Source organism: Xanthobacter sp. 91 (assembly GCF_000702385.1).
GTDB lineage: Bacteria > Pseudomonadota > Alphaproteobacteria > Rhizobiales > Xanthobacteraceae > Xanthobacter > Xanthobacter aminoxidans.
The window spans coordinates 696272-713041 of record NZ_JNIB01000001.1; the positions used below are offsets into that span (position 1 = coordinate 696272).

Here is a 16770-nt window from a genome sequence, read left to right on the forward strand (position 1 = left end):
ATGAGCCCCGCATCCGATTCCCACGGCCCGCGCACAGCCGCCCCGCCCGTTCCGGGGGGACCAATTGCCGCGCCGATCGCTCCCGCCCTGAAGGCCGCCAGGACGGCATCGCCCAAGGCCGTTCCTGCCAAGGCTGTTCCTGCCAAGACGGCTTCCGCCAAGGCGGCACAGCCCAAGGCAGTTTCCGGCGAGGCGCGCATCGCCTCGCCGCCGGTGAAGACCCGGAACGATCGGATCATGGGCCGGCTCGCCGAGGAGCGCCGAGCGCCGCCTCCTGCCCTGCCGCCGGCGCTGGACGGCGAGGTCGGGACCGGCGTCGAGGCGGAACGGCGGCGCGGCCGGGGCGCGGTCTCCAACGCCGCCGGGCGCTTCGAGCCCGCCGCCCGCGTGCTGTTCGACGACGGCTGGCAGACGCTGGAAGACCTGCCGCCCTTCCGCACCGAGGTGACGGAGGAGCGGGCGCGCACCATCATCACCCGCAACCAGTCCCCCGACATCGCCTTCGACCGCTCGATCAACGCCTATCGGGGCTGCGAGCACGGCTGCATCTATTGCTTCGCGCGGCCCACCCACGCCTATCAGGGCCTCTCCGCCGGCCTCGACTTCGAGACCAAGCTGTTCGTGAAACCGGACGCGCCGGAACTGCTGGCGCGGGAGCTGTCGCACCCCTCCTACAAGCCGCGCGTCATCGCCATGGGGACCAATACCGATCCCTACCAGCCCATCGAGCGGCGCTATGAGCTGACGCGGCGCATCCTGGAGGTGCTGGCGGACTTCGGCCATCCGGTGGGCATCGTCACCAAATCGGCGCTGGTGGTGCGCGACATCGATATCCTCGGGCCGATGGCGGAAAAGGGCCTCGCCAAGGTCGCCATCTCCATGACTACGCTCGACCCGCACCTGTCCCGCACCATGGAGCCGCGCGCCGCCAGTCCCCATGTGCGCCTCGGCACCATCCGCCGGCTCGCCGACGCCGGCATTCCCACCGCGGTCCTCACCGCGCCGCTGATCCCGGCGCTGAACGACATGGAGATCGAGCGCATCCTCGACGCTGCAAAGGCCGCCGGGGCATCCGAGGCCGGATATGTGATGCTGCGCCTGCCGCTGGAGATCGCCGACCTGTTCCGGGAATGGCTGGTGGCCAATTTCCCGGACAAGGCCCGCCACGTGCTGAACCTCATCCGCCAGATGCACGGCGGCAAGGATTACGACTCCACCTTCGGCAAGAGGGGGCGGGGGGAAGGCCCCTATGCCTGGACGGTGGGCCGCAGGTTCGAGATCGCCGCCCGCCGCCTCGGCCTCGCTGGGCGGGGACTGAAGCTGACCACCGCACACTTCCGCCACCCCAAGCAGGCGGGCGAGCAGCTCGACCTGTTCGCTTGAAGAGCCCAGCATGACCGCACCCGATCTCAGGCTCCACCTCGTCACGCTCGGCGTGTCCGACCTGTCGCGCGCCGCCGCCTTCTATCGCGCCCTCGGCCTTGTGGAGAGCAAGGCCGGAGAAGGAGAAGCCGGCAATGTCGCCTTCTTCCATGCGGGCAATGTAGTGCTGAGCCTTTTTCCGCGCGGGCGCCTCGCCGAGGATGCGACGCTGGCGGATACCCCGCCGCAGCCCTTCGCCGGCCTCACGCTCGCCTGCAATGTGGGATCGCCGGAGGAGGCCGAGGCCCTGATCGCGCGGGCGGAGGCGGCGGGCGGGCGCGTGGTGAAGCCGGCGCAGAAGGTGTTCTGGGGCGGAACGAGCGGCTATTTCGCCGACCCCGACGGGCATCTGTGGGAGGTCGCCCACAATCCCTTCTTTCCGTTCGATGCCGAGGGCCGGCTGATGCTGCCCGGCGCGTGACCTTCAGGGCGCCGTGCGGCGGTCGCTGCCATAGGCGCGCAGGAACACGCGGACGGCACCGCGCACCGACTTCTCCACCACCGCCGGATCGGGCGCATCCGGTGCGCCGACGAGGACGGGAATGGTCACGCCATCCTTGCAGAGGGTGAGAAACTGGCTCGCCGCCTGGTTCACATCCTCGATATCCAGCAGCCCCTGCTCCACCTTGGCCTTCAGGAACACCGAGAGACGGGTAATCCCCTCGCACGGCCCCGCTTCGAAGAAGCGGCGGCCCACGTCCGGAAACTTTCCGGAGATGGAGATGACGGTCCGCAGAAGGGCGATGCTGCTGGGCCGCAGGATGGCGGTGACAAAGGAGCGGCCGATCTCGGTGAGCGCCGCCTCGATGTCCGCTTCGTCGGGATTCACCACGAACATGCGCTCGGCGGTCTCGCCGCATTCGCTGGAGACGAGCTCGGCGAACAGGTCTTCCTTGTTCTCGAAATAGACGTAGAGCGTGCCCTTGGAGACGCCGGCCGCGCGGGCGATGTCGCCCATGCTGGCGGCATCGAAGCCGCGATCGAAGAACACCTGCCGCGCGCCGGAGAGGATCTGGCTACGCTTCTCGGGGTCCTGGCCCGCGCCGGAGCCGGCTTCATGCGCATCACACGGGCCGCAATCCTCCCGGCCGGCCGCCTGTTGCGGCTTGAGTGCGATATCGCCTTCGCTGTCCGTCATTCCGCCGATCTCTTCCTCTTGTCTTCGTTCTCCGCGATCGCGCGGGCTCTGCGCAAGCACGTTGACGCCTTCCCGGCGCCTTCAGCCGCGGCCATGGCAACGATGACACACGCTGCCCTCCGCGAAGGCCCCGCCTTCCCTTGGGGAGGGGCGGGACACAACTTTTCTGACCGAACCGTTCAGTTCGTTCTTGCATGACCGAAAGCGGTGCGCTATGTCAATATTCATCGAACCAAACCGTTCGGTCATCGCTTGGAACCGCAACCCACGCGCTGAACGAACCGAGGGAGGAGAGCAACGCCCCCGCTCTCCTCCCTTCCTTTCCCGCCGATCGGTTCGGTCATGACCCGGTGCCGCAACCCTGGTCCTGACTGATGCGAGAGGGAGGAGAGCAACGCCCCCGCTCTCCTCCCTCTGTTTCCATCGGCCCCTCCCCCCGAATGTCCCGCCGGCCGCCCTTCCGCCCGAGCCGCAGCCGCCCCGCCGCGACATTCCGCCACATCCCCTTTGGTGAACGGGCTAAAGCCCCTATTTCCTCGCTCACCGGTCCGGGCCCCTCTGGCGCAGGTCTCCTGCGTGATGTCGGATCAGGCGTGATATCCGCGCTCCGTCCAGAGGCCCCATGGTTCCCTCCGCATCGCCGAGACCCGCTTGAGCATGACCGCACAAGGCCCAAAGAGCCGACGGCGTGCGCTGTTCATGGTCAATCCGCACGCCCGCAACGGCGCTCTGCCGCTCGATGCCGTGCGCGCCGTCCTTGAGACCGGCATCGATCTTCTCGAAGCCCCGCTGCCGCCGTCAGGCGAAGTCTCGGATGTGCTGCGCACCCGTGCGCCCGAGGTCGATCTCGTCATCCTCGGCGGTGGCGACGGCACGCTCAATGCGGCGGCGTCCGGCCTCTACGACACCCAGCTTCCCCTAGGGGTGCTGCCGCTCGGCACGGCGAACGACTTCGCCCTCACCCTCTCCATTCCCACTGATCCGCTGGCGGCGGCGCGGGTCATCCTCGACCACGCGCCCCGCTTCATCGACCTGGGCGACGTGAACGGTCATCCCTTCCTGAACGTGGCAAGCATCGGCTTTTCCGCCGATCTTGCCCGCGCGCTCACGCGGGAGGCCAAGCGCTATTTCGGCGTGGTGGGCTACGGCATCGTCGCCGCCCGCCTCCTCATGCAATCGCGCCTGTTCACCGCCTACATCGAGCACGACGGGACGGCCGAAGCCGTGCGCACCCTTCAGGTATCGGTGGGAAACGGCCGCCACTACGGCGGCGGCCTGACGGTGGAGGCGAGCGCCACGGCCGACGACGGGCAGCTCGATTTCTACAGCCTGGAGGTGGACCACTGGTGGCGCCTTCTGGCCCTCCTGCCCTCGCTCCGCGACGGCACGCAGGGCCAGTGGGACGACGTGCGCGCCTTCCGGACGAAGAAGGTCGTTGTGCGCACCAGCCGTCCGCGCCCTGTGAATACCGACGGCGAACTCGTCACCTTCACCCCGGCGCATTTCAGCATCCGCCCTGCCGCCATCCGTGTCCACGCGCCGCCGCAGATCCCGCCCCAGACCTGGCCCCAGACCGGCGGCGTCCAGAATTCCTCGCAACCCCTCGCTGAAGGCACCCCCTAGATGGACTACCTCCTCCAACTCGCAGCCGATCCCGCCGCGTGGGTCGCCCTGGTGACGCTGGTGGCCATGGAAGTCGTGCTCGGCATCGACAACCTGATCTTCATCTCCATCCTCACCAACAAGCTGCCGGAGCAATACCGCAGCAAGGCGCGGCGCATCGGCATCAGCCTCGCGCTCATCATGCGCCTCGCCCTGCTCGGCACCATCGCCATCATCGTGCGGCTGACGGCGCCCATCTTCGAGGTGTTCGGCCATGGCTTCTCGTGGCGCGACCTCATCCTCATCGCCGGCGGCCTGTTCCTGGTGTGGAAGGCCACCACCGAGATCCATCACAACGTGGACCCGCAGACCCATGCGGAGGACGTCAAGGACAGCAAGATCACCATCGGCTTCACCGCCGCCATCGTGCAGATCCTGATGCTCGACATCGTGTTCTCCATCGACAGCATCGTCACCGCCGTGGGCATGACCGAGCACATCCCGATCATGGTCATCGCCGTGATCGCCGCCGTGACCTGCATGCTGCTCGCCGCGGACCCGCTGGCCCGCTTCATCGAGGCGAACCCCACCGTGGTGATGCTGGCGCTGGGCTTCCTCATCATGATCGGCATGACGCTGATCGCCGAAGGCTTCGGCGCCCACGTCCCCAAGGGCTACGTCTACGCCGCCATGGGCTTCTCCACGGCCATCGAAGGCCTGAACATGCTGGTCCGCCGCCGCCGCACGGCGGGTGCGAGGCATTGAGACGGGAAGGCCCCATGCAAGACGCGGCGCGCGCCGCGCCATCCGGTCGCGCCGCCGCATTCCAACGCACCGCGGGCATGGTTATGCTCGCGGGGCGGGCGGATCGGCCCGCGACTCAAAGGGGCGTCGCCGGCAGTCCGCCGCCCCGCATCCTGTGGCCGAGGTCGAGAATGGCTCATTTTTCCGCGTCCCGTTTCGCCGTCGCGCTGGTGCCGGCGCTGGTGCTGATCGCGTCTGCCGCCCCGGCGCGCGCGCAGGCCTGCCTGGAGCAGATCGTTACGGTTCAGGCAGCGCTCAAGGAGCGCCTGCCCCACCCCAAGAAGCCGCCGGAGCAGGACCAGTCCATTGCGGCGCAGACCGACCGCCAGGCCACGCCGGGCTCGCTCGCCGCGGCGGGCCTGACCCAGCCGGACTCCGGCGCCCTCGGCGCGCTCAACCAGGCCATCAACCTGCAGGCGGCGGGCGACGAGGCCGGCTGCCTCAAGGCGCTCGCCGAGGCCAAGCGGCTGGGTGGCCTGAACTGAGGCCGGGCGGGCTCAGAGCCGGTCGCGCAGGGCGTAGTAGCTAAGACCCGCCATCATCAGCGGGGTGCGCAGCAGGGTGCCGCCGGGAAAGGGCGGCACCGGCAGGCGGCCGAGCAGATCGAACCGCGAGAGCTGGCCCTGCACCGCCTCGGCGAGGATCTTGCCGAACAGCGGCGCCAGCGCCACGCCCTGGCCGCTGTAGCCGGCCGAGACGAGGACGTTCGGGGAAACCCGCCGCACGAAGGGCAGGCGCGTCATGGTGATGGCCAGCACGCCGCCCCAGGCATAGTCGATGCGCGCTTCGCCGAGCTGCGGGAAGATGCGCAGCATGAAGGGCCGCACGAAGTCCGCCACGTCCGGCCGCAGCCCGCGGCGATAGCTTTCGCCGCCGCCGAACAGCAGCCGGCCGTCGGCGGAGAGGCGGAAATAGTTGATGACGAACCGGCTGTCCGCCACGGCCGCGTCGTTGGCGATGATCTCCTGCGCCAACTCTCCGAGGGGCTCTGTGGCGGCGATATAGTTGCAGATGGGCATGACATGGGCGTCCACCCGCCGGTCGAGCCCGTCCATCAGTCCGTTGCCGCATTCCAGCAGGAAATCGGCGACCACGCTGCCGCCGCCGTCGGTGGAGACGGTCACGCCGGCCTCGTCCCTCACCTTGACCACCCGCGTCCCCTCGTGAATCTCGACCCCCGCCGCGATAGCGGCGGAGCCGAGGCCGAGGGCGAAGTTGAGCGGGTGCAGGTGGCCCGCGCCCTTGTCCAGCAGGCCGCCATAGTAGGCCGAGGTGCCGACCAGCGCCCGGATTTCGTCGCGCGAGAGCGGCACGAGGGCGTCGTAGCCGTAGTCCGCCGCGAGCGAGCGGGCATAGTCGTAGCTGTCCGGGACGTAGCGTGCCTTGTGGTCGGCGAGGATCAGGCCGTCGCGCAGGTCGCAGGGGATGTCGTGCCGGGCGATGAGGTTGCGCACCAGCGCCTTGCCCTCCTCTGCGAGGTCCCACAGCTTGCGGGCGTCCTCAAGCCCGACGGCCTTTTCCAGGAAGTCCTGCCCGCGGCGCTGGCCGCTGTGGAGCTGCCCGCCGTTGCGCCCCGAGGCGCCGGAGCCCACCCGCGCGGCCTCCAGCACCACCACCTTGAACCCCGACTCAGCCAGATGCAGTGCGGCGGACAGGCCCGTATAGCCGGCACCGATGATGCACACGTCGGCCCGCACCGCGCCCTTCAAGGGCGAGAAGGCGGGGAACGCGGTGGCCGTCGCGGTATACCAGGACCGGGCGTGGCCGGCCGGATTGAGTGGTGCGGCGACCCGGTGCATGGCGCTTTCCTTCTTCTTGTTCTCTTGGTGCACCGGGACGGCCTCACACGTTGAGCAGAAGGTACTCCCGCTCCCAGGGCGAGATCACCCTCATGAAGGTTTCGAACTCGGCCTGCTTCACCGCCGCGAAGGCGGAGACGAACCGCGCCCCCAGCACCTCGGCCAGGGCCTCGTTGTCCTGGAACGCTGCAACCGCCTCGAGCAGTCCGCGGGGCAGATCGAAATCGAGATTCTTCGCGTCGCCCTCGATCGGGTCCGTGGCGCGCAGGTTCTCGGTCAGGCCGAGATAGCCGCAGGCGAGGGAGGCGGCGATGGCAAGGTAGGGATTGGCGTCCGACGACGGCACCCGGTTCTCCAGCCGCCGCGCCTCGGGGGTGGACGGCGGCACGCGCAGCCCGGCGGTGCGGTTGTCGTAGCCCCATTGCAGGTTGATGGGCGCCATGGAGTCGCGCGTCAGCCGGCGATAGGAGTTCACATAGGGCGCCATGATGCACATGACCGCCGGCAGGTACTTCTGGTGGCCGGCGATGAAGGAGAAGAATTCCGGCGTCGGGTCGCCGTCCTCGTCCGAGAACAAATTGCCCCCGGTGGCGGTGTTGAGGATCGACTGGTGGATGTGCATGGCGCTGCCCGGCTCGTTGGCGATGGGCTTGGCCATGAAGGTCGCATAGATCTTGTGCGCGAGCGCCGCCTCGCGGATGGTGCGCTTGAACAGGAACACCTGGTCCGCCAGCACCAGCGGATCGCCATGGCGCAGGTTGATTTCCATCTGCGCCGCGCCGTCCTCGTGGATCAGCGTGTCGATCTCCAGCCCCTGGGCCTCGGAATAGTCGTAGATGTCCTCGAACAGGGCATCGAACTCGTTGACCGCCTGGATGGAATAGGACTGGCGGCCGATCTCCGGCCGGCCCGAGCGGCCCACCGGCGGCTTCAGGGGGTAATCGGGATCGGTGTTGGGCTCGACGAGATAGAACTCGATCTCCGGCGCCACCACCGGCTTCCAGCCCTTCTTCTCGTAGAGCGAGATGACGTGCCGCAGCACCTGCCGGGGGGCGAGCTCCACCGGGCGCCCGTCGCGGTGATAGGCATCGTGGATCACCTGGGCGGTGGGGTCCTGCGCCCACGGCACCGAGCACAAGGTGGCGAGGTCCGGCTCCAGCACGAGGTCGCTGTCGGCGATCACCGAATCGACCAGCCCTTCGTAATCGGGATACTCGCCGGAAATGGTCTGGAAGAAGACCGATAGCGGCAGGTTCATCACGGGCGAGGAGAAGAACTTGGAGGCAGGCATGATCTTGCCGCGGGCGACGCCGGCCAGATCGGGAACGGTGCATTCGATCTCGGTGATGCCCCGGCTGGCCATCCAGGCCTTGGCTTCCGTCAGCGATGTCACACCCCGCGGGGCCGTTGCCTGAGCCTTCTGCGCACCCTTGCTGCGTTTCGACATGATGTCCTCGGGCGTGAACCGCTCACGCCCGATCAGGGAACACCTGCGCCGCCGTCAGTGTCAACGCGACGCGGTAGCGGCAAGGCTCACGTTCGGGAAAGATGCAGTGCGGCGGCGATGTTCCGGTCCGGGACAGGCACGCGGGCCGCCTCGGAACAGCCATCGAACGAATCACGATCGAATCGCAGCGCCGGCCGTGTTCCCGCTTCTCCCCCTACGAGATGTTGGGCCTCGGCCTCAGTGGTAGCGGATTCGGGGAACCGCTCAGCGCGGCGCGTTCACCGGCACCGTGCCGGCCTTCGCCTCGGTCTCCAGCGAGGTGGCTTCCAGCAGGGCGGTGCCGATCATGGTCGCGACGGACACCCTGAACGGCGCCATCAGGCGCGTGCCGGCGATGGGCACCAGCCAGACGTAGATATCCTTGTTCTCTGCCATGTACTTGACGGTGTAGCGGGTGGGCCGGTGGCCGGCGACCGGCTGGTAGCGCACCGAACACACGACGGCCGAGCCGGCATATCCCGCCACCTTCACCGTCTCGGTGCGCTGATAGGTGAGGACGAGATCGTAGCGCTGGCGGCCATCGAACACGGGGACGGAGCGGGCGCAGGCCGCGGCGGACACCATGTCGCCGGTTCCGGGCACATAGACGAAGGCGCCGCTCATGGGGTCGAGAATGTTCTGCAGCACCGCCTGCTCGATGGGGACGCGGTCGGCGGCCGGCTTGAACGGCGGCTCCACCTCCATCTCCTTCACCGCCCCGGAGGCCATGGCGAGGCGCGCGGTCTCCGCCTTGCCATCGGCCTCGGCGTTGAGCGCGTAGACCTTCGGCACCAGCTTGCCGCCGGAGATGGTGCCGCGCGAGGCGGCAACGCCCTTGCCGGACGACACGGCACGCAGCACGCCCGTGACACGGGCGGAGCCGGAAATCTCGTAGGTCTGGTCCCCGGCCTCGACCTTGATGGACCCGCGGCCAAGCTCGACCCCGCCCACGGAGAGCACATATTTGGCATTGAACTGTCCGTCCGCACGGGCGGGACCGGCAAGGCCAGCGGCAAGGAGCAGGCCGGCCATGGCGGCACCGGCGCGGCGCCGGAAACGGAGCAAAGGAGCGGTCATCGGGGGCGTCGTCATTGCAGAATCCGGAAGGAGACGTCCGGGGGGCCGGCGGACCCGTGTCCCAGAGGCATGCACAGGGAAGGCGGCTGAACTGTGGCCCATCGCCGGACCGGCTGGCAGCCCCGCCGGACCGCCCGCGGGCGGAACCCGCCGGCAGCCGCCTCGGCAATGCCGCGCGAATCCGCATGGGTCATTGACTTTACGGCGGTTTGTCACGATCTTTCCAGCCTACCCTGAGAGGCGGGTTGCGCAGACGACGGCAAGGACCGGCGCCGCGGCCTGTCTACCTCGGGGGATCGTGTTGATTGCCAAGGAGCTGAAGCCATTCGCCGCCCTATGAGACCCGTCGCGCCGGAGAAGGATGGACCGCGCGTCAATGAGGAAATCCGCATCCGCGAAGTCCAGCTGATCGACCAGGACGGTCAGAACCGCGGCGTGGTAGCAATCCGCGATGCGCTGACATTGGCGCAGGAAGCCGGGCTTGATCTCGTGGAGATCTCCCCCAATTCCGCGCCCCCCGTCTGCAAGATCCTCGATTACGGCCGCTTCAAGTACCAGAACCAGAAGAAGGCCAGCGAGGCGCGCAAGAAGCAGAAGGTGGTCGAGGTCAAGGAGATCAAGCTCCGTCCCGGCATCGACGATCACGATTACGACGTGAAGATGCGGGCGATGCAGCGCTTCTTCGAGGAAGGCGACAAGGTGAAGGTCACCCTGCGCTTCCGCGGTCGCGAGATGGCGCACCAGGACATCGGCTACAAGCTGCTGCAGAAGCTCAAGGAAGAAGTTTCGACCGTCGCCAAGGTCGAGGCCGAGCCCATGCTCGAAGGCCGGCAGATGATTATGATTCTCGCCCCGCGTTGATGCGGGATCGGGGGCATTAAAGAAAAAGCCCGGCGCAGCGCGCCGGGCTTTTCTCGTTCAGGCACCGGGTTTGCGACCCTTGGGCCGTCGGGATCGCGGCCGACAGTGCGGTCGCGCGTCCCTCAGGGACAGGGGTGCTGGTACCCGTCGTAGCCCGTGTAGGTGCCAGTCGCCGGGTTGTACGAGCGGAACCGCGACATGCAGTAGGCCACCGCATCGTTGGTGTAGACCGGCTCCGCATTGGCCGCCGCCACGGCGCCCAGGGCCAGACCGCTGGCGACGCCGAGTGCGATCCACGCGCCGGTATTGTTGTAGTAGCCCCAGCCCCAGCCGGGACGATACCAGCCCCAGCCCGGACGCCACGGCCCCGGACCCCACGCGCCCGGCGGCGGGCGCCAGCCCGGATGACCCCAGCCCGGCCCACCGGGACCCCAACCGGGACGGCCAGGACCCCAGCCGGGACGGCCCGGTCCCCAACCGCCGGCGTAAGCGGGACGACCGACATAGCCGGGACGGCCCACGTAACCCGGGCGCCCCACGTAGCCGGGACGACCCACGTAACCGGGACGACCGACGTAACCGGGGCGGCCCACGAAGCCGGGGCGGCCGACATAACCTCGACCACCATAGCCGACGCGAGGCCCGCCCATGCGCACGGCGCCCACGCGCGGGCCGCCGCCGCCGCGCCAAGCCACCTGCTCCACGGTGCCCACATTGGCCATCGCGGGATTGGCAAGGCCAAGGCGCAGCGCTTGTGCATTCGCGACGGGAACCGAAAGCGAAAGCATGCCTCCCGCGACAGCCGCCGCGGCAAACAATGCCACCCTTCTTGTGCCGAACATGATCTTCACTCCCTCAACACTTTCTATCTTCAGCGGCCTTTGTGTCGAATGTTTCGCGGACGTAGCGGAACTTGCGGCTGGAAAGCGGCGAACTGGTGCATTTCCACGCACATCTGCCGTCGACGATCACGCATGCGTGACGGAAGGCATCCCTCCGTCCTCTGGGGCGTTGACCTGACATCACAAGGAGTTCGGTATGCCCCATCTGTTACGCAAGACCTTCCGGCGGATCACCGTCGGCCTCACCTCCGCGGCCCTCGTCGCTTCCAGCGTCGGTGTGGCCGCCGTGGCGACGGCACCGGCCGCTTCCGCCCAGGCGTTGCGGGCCGGTGCCGCATCGATGAACGTTCAGGCCGCCGCACCGGACGAAGTGCAGGCGCGACGTGGCGGACCCCACCGGGGCCCGGTTGTGCGTGGCCCCGGGCGCGGTCCGGGACACGCCGTGCGCGGCCCGGTTCGGGGGCCGGGCTATGGTCGGCCCGGTTACGGTCGGCCCGGCTGGCATGGCCCCCGGCACGGCTATCACGCCCGCTGGGGACGGCCCTATTGGCGCAACGGCGGCTGGTACTATCGCAACAACAACGGCGCGTGGATCGCGGCCGGCATCGCAGGCCTCGCCATCGGCGCGGCGGCCGGCGCGGCAGCGGCGAATTCCGGTGGAAATGACGCGGTGTCCTACTGCGCCCAGCGATTCCGCTCCTACAACCCGGCCACCGGCACCTACACCGGCTATGACGGGCTTCAGCACCCCTGCCCCTGAGACGGTCGGCATGTGATAAGAGAAGGTCGCCGCCCAGCGCGGCGGCCTTTTTTCATGCGCGGCCGGCCTTTCAGGGCTTCCTTCCCCCCGCTTCGGCGGCCCGGCCCTTGCCTTTATGCTCCCGCTCCTGTAACGACTGCCGCCTTCGAACTCGCCGGCGATTAAGGGCTGCCGCGCGGGTTCATACCGCTCAACAGCAACAAGAGGCTGAGCGTCCACCGCCCTCGCGGGCGAGGACCCATGCCACGGAGAGCCAAATGCCCAAGATGAAGACCAAGTCGGGAGCGAAGAAACGCTTCCGTCTGACGGGTACGGGAAAAGTGATCGCGGGTCAGGCCGGCAAGCGCCATGGCATGATCAAGCGGACCAACAACCAGATCCGCAACCAGCGCGGCACGACCATCCTCGCCGAGTGCGACGGCAAGGTCATCCGCAAGTCGTTCCTGCCGAACGGCTGACGCCACTGCGATCTGAAGGAGCTTTTCCATGGCCCGCGTGAAACGTGGCGTTACCTCACACGCCAAGCACAAGAAGGTCTACAAAGCCGCAAAGGGCTTTTACGGCCGCCGCAAGAATACCATCCGCGCTGCGAAGTCGGCCGTCGAACGGTCGATGCAGTATGCCTACCGCGATCGCAAGGTGAAGAAGCGCAACTTCCGCGCGCTCTGGATCCAGCGCATCAACGCGGGTGTGCGCGCGCTTGATCTCGACCTGACCTATTCGCGATTTATCGATGGTCTCGGCAAGGCCGGGATCGAGGTCGATCGCAAGGTGCTCTCGGATATCGCCATCCACGAGCCCGACGCGTTCAAGGCCCTGGTGGAGAAGGCCAAGGCCGCTCTCGTCTGAGAGGCGGCCCTCGCCCGAAACGCTGCCCTCGCCGGATCGGCGACAGCGCAGCGCTTTCTCCTCCCGTCTTTTCCGAGACCTTCAAGAGCCCCGTGCGGATCATCCGTCCGGGGCTTTTGCCATTGGGCGCGGCCCGTCTATAAGCGGCGCGACCCGACGCCGGCCCCTCCGCCGGCCTTTTCGTTTTCCGGGATAGGCCCATGTCCGCGACACCATCCGCCACCGATCCGAGCGCCCTCGAAGACCTTCAGGAGAGCCTCTCCGCCGCCATCCTGCGCGCGCAGGACGAGGCCGGCCTTGAGGAGGTGCGCATCGCCGCCCTCGGCAAGAAGGGATCGGTCTCCGAACTGCTGAAGTCGCTGGGCGGCATGAGCCCGGACGAGCGCAAGGTGATGGGTCCCGCCATCAACGGCCTGCGCGACGCGGTGCAGGGCCTCCTCTCCCACCGCCGCGCGGCCCTGAAGAGCGCCGCTCTGGAGGCGCGCCTCGCCACCGAGCGGGTGGACGTGACCCTTCCCGTGCGCGAGGCGGCGGCCGAGACCGGCCGCGTCCACCCCATCGCCCAGGTGACGGAAGAGCTGGTCGCTATCTTCGCCGACATGGGCTTCTCGGTGGCCGAAGGGCCGGACATCGAGGACGACTTCCACAACTTCACCGCGCTGAACTTCCCCGCCGGCCATCCGGCCCGCGAGATGCACGACACCTTCTTCCTGCCCCCCGGCGCGGACGGCGAGCGCAAGGTGCTGCGCACCCACACCTCGCCCGTGCAGGTGCGGACCATGCAGGCGAAGAAGCCGCCCATCCGCGTCATCTGCCCCGGCCGCACCTATCGCTGCGATTCGGACCAGACCCACACGCCCATGTTCCATCAGGTGGAGGGGCTGGTGATCGACAAGGGCGCGCACCTCGGCCACCTCAAGTGGGTGCTGGAGGAGTTCTGCAAGTCCTTCTTCGAGGTTGAAGGCGTGAAGATGCGCTTCCGCCCCTCCTTCTTCCCCTTCACCGAGCCCAGCATGGAAGTGGACATCCAGTGCGACCGCTCCCGCCCCGGCGAGATCCGCTTCGGCGAGGGCTCGGACTGGCTGGAAATCCTCGGCTGCGGGATGGTGCATCCCAACGTGCTGCGCAACTGCGGCATCGACCCGGACGAGTACCAGGGCTTCGCCTGGGGCATGGGCATCGATCGCATCGCCATGCTCAAGTACGGCATGAGCGACCTTCGCGCCTTCTTCGAGGCCGACGTGCGCTGGCTCTCCCACTACGGCTTCCGCCCGCTGGACTTCCCCACCCTCGCCGGCGGCCTGAGCGCGTAAGGAGCAGGACCCATGAAATTCACCTACTCCTGGCTCAAGGATCACCTCGAGCCCACCGCCAGCTTCGACCAGATCGTGGAGCGCCTCTCCCTCATCGGCCTTGAGGTCGAGGGCGTTGAGGACAAGGCGAAGCAGCTCGCGCCCTTCGTGGTGGGCGAGGTGCTCACCGCCGAGAAGCACCCGAACGCGGACAAGCTGCGCGTCTGCACCGTTTCCATCGGCGATGGAAAGGGGGGACCGGGCGACCCCATCCAGGTGGTGTGCGGCGCGCCGAATGCGCGGGCGGGGCTGAAGACCGTCTTCGCCGCGCCGGGCACGGTCATCCCCACGTCGGGGCTGGAACTGAAGATCGGCAAGATCCGCGATGTGGAAAGCCGCGGCATGCTCTGCTCGGCCCGCGAGATGGGGCTTTCGGAGGAGCATGACGGCATCCTGGAGCTGCCGGAGGACGCCCCCGTGGGTGCGCCCTTCGCGGAGGTGCTGGGGCTGAACGACCCGGTGATCGAGATCGCCGTGACGCCCAACCGCGCCGACTGCCTTGGTGTCTCCGGCGTTGCCCGCGACCTCGCCGCCGCCGATCTCGGCGAGCTGATGGCGCCGCGGGTGAAGCCCGTCGAGGGCACGTTCCCCGCCCCGCTGAAGGTGACGCTGGAGTTCGGCGAGACCTCGCCGCTCTGCCCGGCCTTTGCCCTTCGGGTGGTGAAGGGGGTGAAGAACGGCCCCTCCCCCCAGTGGCTGCAGGACCGCCTGCGCGCCATCGGCCTGCGCCCCATCAACGCGCTGGTGGACGTCACCAATTTCATGACGTTCGACCGCAACCGCCCGCTCCACGTGTTCGACCTGAAGAAGGTGACGGGCAACCTCGTGGTGCGCCGGGCCAAGGGCGGCGAGACGCTGCTGGCGCTCGACGGCAAGACCTACACGCTCGACGAGAGCATGTGCGTCATCGCCGACGACAGGGGCGTGGAGAGCCTCGCCGGCATCATGGGCGGCGAAGACTCGGGCTGCGACGAGAGCACCACGGACGTGGTGGTCGAATCGGCGCTCTGGGACGCCATCAACATCGCCCAGACCGGGCGCAAGCTCGGCATCAATTCCGATGCCCGCTTCCGCTTCGAGCGTGGTGTCGACCCCGCATTCACCCTGCCCGGCCTCGACCTCGCCACCCACCTCATCCTTGAGCTGTGCGGCGGCGAGCCGTCCGAGATGGTGCTGGCCGGCACCATCCCCGACACCGCCCGTACCATCGCCTTCCCGCTCACCGAGGTGAAGCGGCTGACCGGGCTGGAAGCCTCCGAGGACGAGATTCGCGGCGTGCTGGAGAAGCTCGGCTTCGCCGTCTCCGGCGCGGCGCCGGTGCTTGAGGTGGTGCCGCCGTCCTGGCGCGGCGACATCGAGGGCAAGGCGGACCTCGTGGAAGAGGTGGTGCGCATCCTCGGCCTCGAGCGCGTGCCCTCCACCGAGCTGCCGCGCGGGGCGGATGCCCGCAAGGCGGTGCTGACCACCCTCCAGCTGAGGAGCCGCAAGGCCCGCCGCTCGCTGGCGGCGCGGGGCATGGTGGAAGCGGTCACCTGGTCCTTCGTGTCCAAGGAGGCTGCAAAGCTGTTCGGCGGCGGCGCGGACGCCCTCGCCTTGTCGAATCCCATCGCCTCCGACCTCTCGGACATGCGCCCGAGCCTCCTGCCCGGCCTCATCCGGTCAGCCGGCGCCAATGCGGCGCGTGGGGCGGGCGACGTGGCCCTGTTCGAGGTGGGACAGGTCTTCCTCGGCGATGGTCCCGGCGACCAGCGCCAGGCTGCCTCCGGCGTGCGCCGAGGCACGGCCAAGCCCTCGGGTGGCGGACGCCACTGGGCGGGCAATGCGGCGGCGGTGGATGCCTTCGACGCCAAGGCGGATGCGCTTGCCGCGCTTGCAGCCTGCGGGGCGCCGGTGGCGAATCTGCAGGTCACCACCGATGCCCCCGGCTGGTACCACCCCGGCCGGTCCGGCACGCTGCGCCTCGGCTCCAACGCCATGGCCCATTTCGGCGAGATCCATCCCGCCGTGCTGGAGGCCCTGGACGTGACCGGGCCGCTGGTCGCCTTCGAGATCGTGCTCGACAAGATCCCGGAGCCCAAGGCCAAGGCGACGCGGGTGAAGCCGAATCTCGACCTCTCGCCCTTCCAGGCGGTGAAGCGCGACTTCGCCTTCCTCGTGGGCCGGGACGTTGCCGCCGCTGACATCCTCAAGGCCGCACAGGGCGCGGACAAGAAGCTCGTCACCGGCGTCGGCGTGTTCGACCTCTACGAGGGCAAGGGAATCGATCCCGACAAGAAGTCGGTGGCCGTGGAAGTCACGCTCCAGCCGCGCGAGCGCACGCTCACCGACAAGGAGATCGAGGAAGTCGCCGGCCGGATCGTCGCGGAAGTGGCGAAGAAGACGGGCGCCACGCTGCGCGCCTGACGAGAAGCGCCGGCGGCGCGTGTTGTCCCCATGCTTTGGATTGACGCGCGCCGCCGCTGCCCCTATAAGCCGAGCCCGAACTCAGGCGGCTGCGGCGGCCGGAGCCCAGCCTTCATTGCCGCGTGATCCTTAGGGATCGGGCCGCAAGCCGGGCAGCAGCGAACCATCGCCGTCGCAGCGCCGCTGCTGGGGTCCGATCCGCAAGACGGCCTCAAGACATCTGGAGATTTGACCGTGAAGCGCACCTATCAACCCAGCAAGCTCGTGCGCAAGCGCCGCCACGGCTTCCGTGCGCGCATGGAGACCCGCAACGGCCGCAAGATCATTGCCGCCCGCCGCGCCCACGGCCGCAAGCGCCTGTCCGCCTGAGGGTGG

The 16770-nt window shown here is 68.4% G+C and carries 17 protein-coding genes; 12 read left to right on the forward strand and 5 right to left on the reverse strand.

The genetic code is table 11. From position 1 onward, the window contains the following. Together A37E_RS0103395 and A37E_RS0103400 are read left to right on the forward strand one after the other, a co-directional pair. Complete coding sequence (locus A37E_RS0103395; RefSeq protein WP_245279261.1) at nucleotides 1-1383, forward strand: PA0069 family radical SAM protein; 1383 nt, start codon at nucleotides 1-3, stop codon at nucleotides 1381-1383. 10 nt (nucleotides 1384-1393) lie between these two features. Continuing rightward, nucleotides 1394-1843, forward strand: a complete 450-nt coding sequence (locus A37E_RS0103400) for a VOC family protein (RefSeq protein WP_029555325.1) — start codon at nucleotides 1394-1396, stop codon at nucleotides 1841-1843. Nucleotides 1844-1846: 3 nt separating this feature from the next. Here the strand turns inward: A37E_RS0103400 and A37E_RS0103405 are convergent, their stop codons facing one another. After that, nucleotides 1847-2560, reverse strand: coding sequence for a TetR/AcrR family transcriptional regulator (locus tag A37E_RS0103405; RefSeq protein ID WP_024280405.1), 714 nt, complete (start codon nucleotides 2558-2560; stop codon nucleotides 1847-1849). A 657-nt stretch (nucleotides 2561-3217) separates the two neighbouring features. Here A37E_RS0103405 and A37E_RS0103410 point away from each other — a divergent pair. From A37E_RS0103410 to A37E_RS0103420, 3 genes are all read left to right on the forward strand, one after another. Beyond that, a complete protein-coding gene (locus tag A37E_RS0103410; protein WP_081837427.1) occupies nucleotides 3218-4183 on the forward strand; it encodes a lipid kinase in 966 nt (321 codons plus the stop codon). Next, nucleotides 4184-4927, forward strand: coding sequence for a TerC family protein (locus tag A37E_RS0103415; protein WP_029555328.1), 744 nt, complete (start codon nucleotides 4184-4186; stop codon nucleotides 4925-4927). Between the two features lie 170 nt (nucleotides 4928-5097). Then, a complete protein-coding gene (locus tag A37E_RS0103420; RefSeq protein WP_024280407.1) occupies nucleotides 5098-5451 on the forward strand; it encodes a hypothetical protein in 354 nt (117 codons plus the stop codon). Between the two features lie 12 nt (nucleotides 5452-5463). Here the strand turns inward: A37E_RS0103420 and A37E_RS0103425 are convergent, their stop codons facing one another. The 3 genes from A37E_RS0103425 to A37E_RS0103435 all read right to left on the reverse strand — a co-directional run bounded on the left by A37E_RS0103425 (nucleotide 5464) and on the right by A37E_RS0103435 (nucleotide 9343). Further along, nucleotides 5464-6765: an FAD-binding oxidoreductase gene (locus tag A37E_RS0103425; RefSeq protein WP_029555329.1), complete on the reverse strand. Its 1302-nt coding sequence runs from the start codon at nucleotides 6763-6765 to the stop codon at nucleotides 5464-5466. 43 nt (nucleotides 6766-6808) lie between these two features. Then, nucleotides 6809-8212, reverse strand: coding sequence for a glutamine synthetase family protein (locus A37E_RS0103430; RefSeq protein ID WP_029555330.1), 1404 nt, complete (start codon nucleotides 8210-8212; stop codon nucleotides 6809-6811). Between the two features lie 264 nt (nucleotides 8213-8476). Next, nucleotides 8477-9343 (reverse strand): DUF3108 domain-containing protein, encoded by an 867-nt coding sequence (locus A37E_RS0103435; RefSeq protein WP_156026229.1) that lies wholly within the window; start codon nucleotides 9341-9343, stop codon nucleotides 8477-8479. 321 nt (nucleotides 9344-9664) lie between these two features. On the opposite strand from A37E_RS0103435, the gene infC reads away from it, so the two are divergent. Then, a complete protein-coding gene (infC, locus tag A37E_RS0103440; RefSeq protein ID WP_024280411.1) occupies nucleotides 9665-10189 on the forward strand; it encodes a translation initiation factor IF-3 in 525 nt (174 codons plus the stop codon). Nucleotides 10190-10311: 122 nt separating this feature from the next. On the opposite strand, the gene A37E_RS26785 is transcribed toward infC, so the two are convergent. Beyond that, on the reverse strand, nucleotides 10312-11031 hold the full coding sequence (locus tag A37E_RS26785) for a BA14K family protein (protein WP_280938454.1): 720 nt from the start codon (nucleotides 11029-11031) through the stop codon (nucleotides 10312-10314). A gap of 196 nt (nucleotides 11032-11227) precedes the next feature. Here A37E_RS26785 and A37E_RS0103445 point away from each other — a divergent pair, with 196 nt between their 5' ends. From A37E_RS0103445 to rpmH, 6 genes are all read left to right on the forward strand, one after another. Further along, the gene (locus A37E_RS0103445) at nucleotides 11228-11791 is read left to right on the forward strand and encodes a BA14K family protein (RefSeq protein ID WP_029555332.1); all 564 of its coding nucleotides are present in this window, start codon (nucleotides 11228-11230) and stop codon (nucleotides 11789-11791) included. A gap of 257 nt (nucleotides 11792-12048) precedes the next feature. After that, nucleotides 12049-12249: a 50S ribosomal protein L35 gene (rpmI, locus tag A37E_RS0103450; RefSeq protein WP_024280413.1), complete on the forward strand. Its 201-nt coding sequence runs from the start codon at nucleotides 12049-12051 to the stop codon at nucleotides 12247-12249. 28 nt (nucleotides 12250-12277) lie between these two features. Next, nucleotides 12278-12640 carry a 50S ribosomal protein L20 gene (rplT, locus tag A37E_RS0103455; RefSeq protein ID WP_024280414.1) on the forward strand — a complete coding sequence of 121 codons (363 nt, stop codon included), beginning with the start codon at nucleotides 12278-12280 and terminating at the stop codon, nucleotides 12638-12640. 200 nt (nucleotides 12641-12840) lie between these two features. Beyond that, a complete protein-coding gene (gene pheS / locus A37E_RS0103460) occupies nucleotides 12841-13953 on the forward strand; it encodes a phenylalanine--tRNA ligase subunit alpha (RefSeq protein ID WP_029555333.1) in 1113 nt (370 codons plus the stop codon). 12 nt (nucleotides 13954-13965) lie between these two features. Continuing rightward, a complete protein-coding gene (pheT, locus tag A37E_RS0103465) occupies nucleotides 13966-16395 on the forward strand; it encodes a phenylalanine--tRNA ligase subunit beta (protein ID WP_029555334.1) in 2430 nt (809 codons plus the stop codon). Between the two features lie 234 nt (nucleotides 16396-16629). Next, nucleotides 16630-16764, forward strand: coding sequence for a 50S ribosomal protein L34 (rpmH, locus tag A37E_RS0103470; protein ID WP_024280417.1), 135 nt, complete (start codon nucleotides 16630-16632; stop codon nucleotides 16762-16764). Nucleotides 16765-16770: the final 6 nt, after the last annotated feature.

Bases quoted from the DNA above. Each gene is read 5' to 3' on its own strand.
- A37E_RS0103405 (WP_024280405.1), bottom strand. From the start codon at position 2,560: ATGACGGACAGCGAAGGCGATATCGCACTCAAGCCGCAACAGGCGGCC.
- A37E_RS0103445 (WP_029555332.1), top strand. From the start codon at position 11,228: ATGCCCCATCTGTTACGCAAGACCTTCCGGCGGATCACCGTCGGCCTC.
- rplT (WP_024280414.1), top strand. From the start codon at position 12,278: ATGGCCCGCGTGAAACGTGGCGTTACCTCACACGCCAAGCACAAGAAG.
- A37E_RS0103430 (WP_029555330.1), bottom strand. From the start codon at position 8,212: ATGTCGAAACGCAGCAAGGGTGCGCAGAAGGCTCAGGCAACGGCCCCG.
- pheT (WP_029555334.1), top strand. From the start codon at position 13,966: ATGAAATTCACCTACTCCTGGCTCAAGGATCACCTCGAGCCCACCGCC.
- A37E_RS0103400 (WP_029555325.1), top strand. From the start codon at position 1,394: ATGACCGCACCCGATCTCAGGCTCCACCTCGTCACGCTCGGCGTGTCC.
- A37E_RS26785 (WP_280938454.1), bottom strand. From the start codon at position 11,031: ATGTTCGGCACAAGAAGGGTGGCATTGTTTGCCGCGGCGGCTGTCGCG.
- A37E_RS0103425 (WP_029555329.1), bottom strand. From the start codon at position 6,765: ATGCACCGGGTCGCCGCACCACTCAATCCGGCCGGCCACGCCCGGTCC.
- A37E_RS0103410 (WP_081837427.1), top strand. From the start codon at position 3,218: ATGACCGCACAAGGCCCAAAGAGCCGACGGCGTGCGCTGTTCATGGTC.
- pheS (WP_029555333.1), top strand. From the start codon at position 12,841: ATGTCCGCGACACCATCCGCCACCGATCCGAGCGCCCTCGAAGACCTT.
- A37E_RS0103415 (WP_029555328.1), top strand. From the start codon at position 4,184: ATGGACTACCTCCTCCAACTCGCAGCCGATCCCGCCGCGTGGGTCGCC.
- A37E_RS0103420 (WP_024280407.1), top strand. From the start codon at position 5,098: ATGGCTCATTTTTCCGCGTCCCGTTTCGCCGTCGCGCTGGTGCCGGCG.
- rpmI (WP_024280413.1), top strand. From the start codon at position 12,049: ATGCCCAAGATGAAGACCAAGTCGGGAGCGAAGAAACGCTTCCGTCTG.
- infC (WP_024280411.1), top strand. From the start codon at position 9,665: ATGAGACCCGTCGCGCCGGAGAAGGATGGACCGCGCGTCAATGAGGAA.
- A37E_RS0103395 (WP_245279261.1), top strand. From the start codon at position 1: ATGAGCCCCGCATCCGATTCCCACGGCCCGCGCACAGCCGCCCCGCCC.
- A37E_RS0103435 (WP_156026229.1), bottom strand. From the start codon at position 9,343: ATGACGACGCCCCCGATGACCGCTCCTTTGCTCCGTTTCCGGCGCCGC.